We start from the raw sequence: 450 nt of genomic DNA on the forward strand, positions 1-450 counted from the left end.
AGTTTGTCAGCATGACAGTTCAATAAAACGGTTTTTATACTATGAATTCAATTTGTATTTTCTGTGGTTCATCTCTTGGTTCAAACCCAATCTTTCAACAAATTGCTCAATTAACCGGTGAAGCTATTGCTAAACAAGGTAAAACACTCGTTTATGGCGGTGGCCGTTCTGGTTTAATGGGTGTTGTTGCTGATAGTGCTTTGCAAGCCGGCGGGCAGGTCATTGGGGTAATTCCTCGTGCTTTAGTTGATCGCGAGTTAGCTCATCCTGGACTGACAAAATTATATGTCGTCGAAAATATGCATGAGCGTAAAACCAAAATGGCAGATCTGTCGGACGGTTTTATTGCTTTACCAGGTGGGGCAGGTACATTGGAAGAAATCTTTGAACAATGGACATGGGCACAATTAGGTATTCATCAAAAGCCGTGTGCTTTTCTAAATGTAGCTG

Annotated in this window: 1 protein-coding gene; it reads left to right on the top strand. The window is 41.3% G+C overall.

Annotation, left to right across the window (positions count from 1 at the left end; genetic code table 11):
* Window positions 1-41: 41 nt before the first annotated feature.
* A partial coding sequence (locus tag F7Q96_RS26615) for an LOG family protein (RefSeq protein ID WP_151023671.1) occupies window positions 42-450 on the top strand: 409 nt, incomplete at its 3' end.

It is taken from the genome of Cupriavidus gilardii, from assembly GCF_008801915.1.
Classification (GTDB): Bacteria; Pseudomonadota; Gammaproteobacteria; order Burkholderiales; family Burkholderiaceae; genus Cupriavidus; species Cupriavidus gilardii.